This window comes from Fusobacterium sp. DD2, assembly GCF_018205345.1.
GTDB lineage: Bacteria > Fusobacteriota > Fusobacteriia > Fusobacteriales > Fusobacteriaceae > Fusobacterium_A.
In genome coordinates this window covers 1-655 of the sequence record NZ_JADRHM010000133.1, presented here as the reverse complement: position 1 = coordinate 655, position 655 = coordinate 1, and the positions used below count along the sequence as shown (strand labels likewise).

Sequence of the window (655 nt, the reverse complement as noted above, 5' to 3'; positions counted from 1 at the left end):
TATGTAGCAAAGTTTTTATAATTTCATAAGGTCATCTTATATAAATTAGTTTATAGATGCGTTGTTTAGTTTTTCTAGATTATCTAGTTTTTCTTTATATTCTCTTAATTTATTTCCATAATCAAGATAATTATTTACTTTTTGTTCAAGGGCTTTCATTTCATCAGTAATTCTTGCCATTTCAGCTTGCATTATTTGTCCACGAGTTTTATTATTATATCTTACTGTAACAAAATCCTTATTTTCTGGCTCTTCTGCTACAGCCTCTTCTTTTGCCTCTTTTACATTTTCTTCAACAACTGCATTTTGTTCTGCTGCTGCTTGCTCAGCTGCAATTTTTTCTTCTTGAGCTTTTTGTTCTGCCATTTCTTTTTCTTCAGCTAATTTTATCAATCTAGCTTTTTGTGCGTCTTCTGAAGTCATATTTTGATTTGCTGAAGTACATCCAACAATTGCTAGTACTGATAGAAATAATAAAAATTTTTTCATAAAATTCCTCCACACTTTCCATTATAATCTATAATTACTGTTGATTTTCCAATTTTGCCTGTTCATTTGCATAATGTAAAAGTCTATTCATTTGTTGTTCTTTTGTCTCAGGACCATTATTTGCAGATGCAGATGTACATGCTGCTGTTCCTAGTACAACTCCTAA

1 protein-coding gene is annotated in these 655 nt (G+C 30.2%); it reads right to left on the bottom strand.

Translation table 11 applies throughout. The annotated features are described in order from the left end of the window. Positions 1-45: 45 nt before the first annotated feature. Positions 46-489, bottom strand: coding sequence for an FAD-I family protein (locus IX290_RS11440; protein WP_211493318.1), 444 nt, complete (start codon positions 487-489; stop codon positions 46-48). Positions 490-655 lie beyond the last annotated feature (166 nt).

Coding starts and splice junctions, on each gene's coding strand:
- IX290_RS11440 (WP_211493318.1), bottom strand. CDS start 489: ATGAAAAAATTTTTATTATTTCTATCAGTACTAGCAATTGTTGGATGT.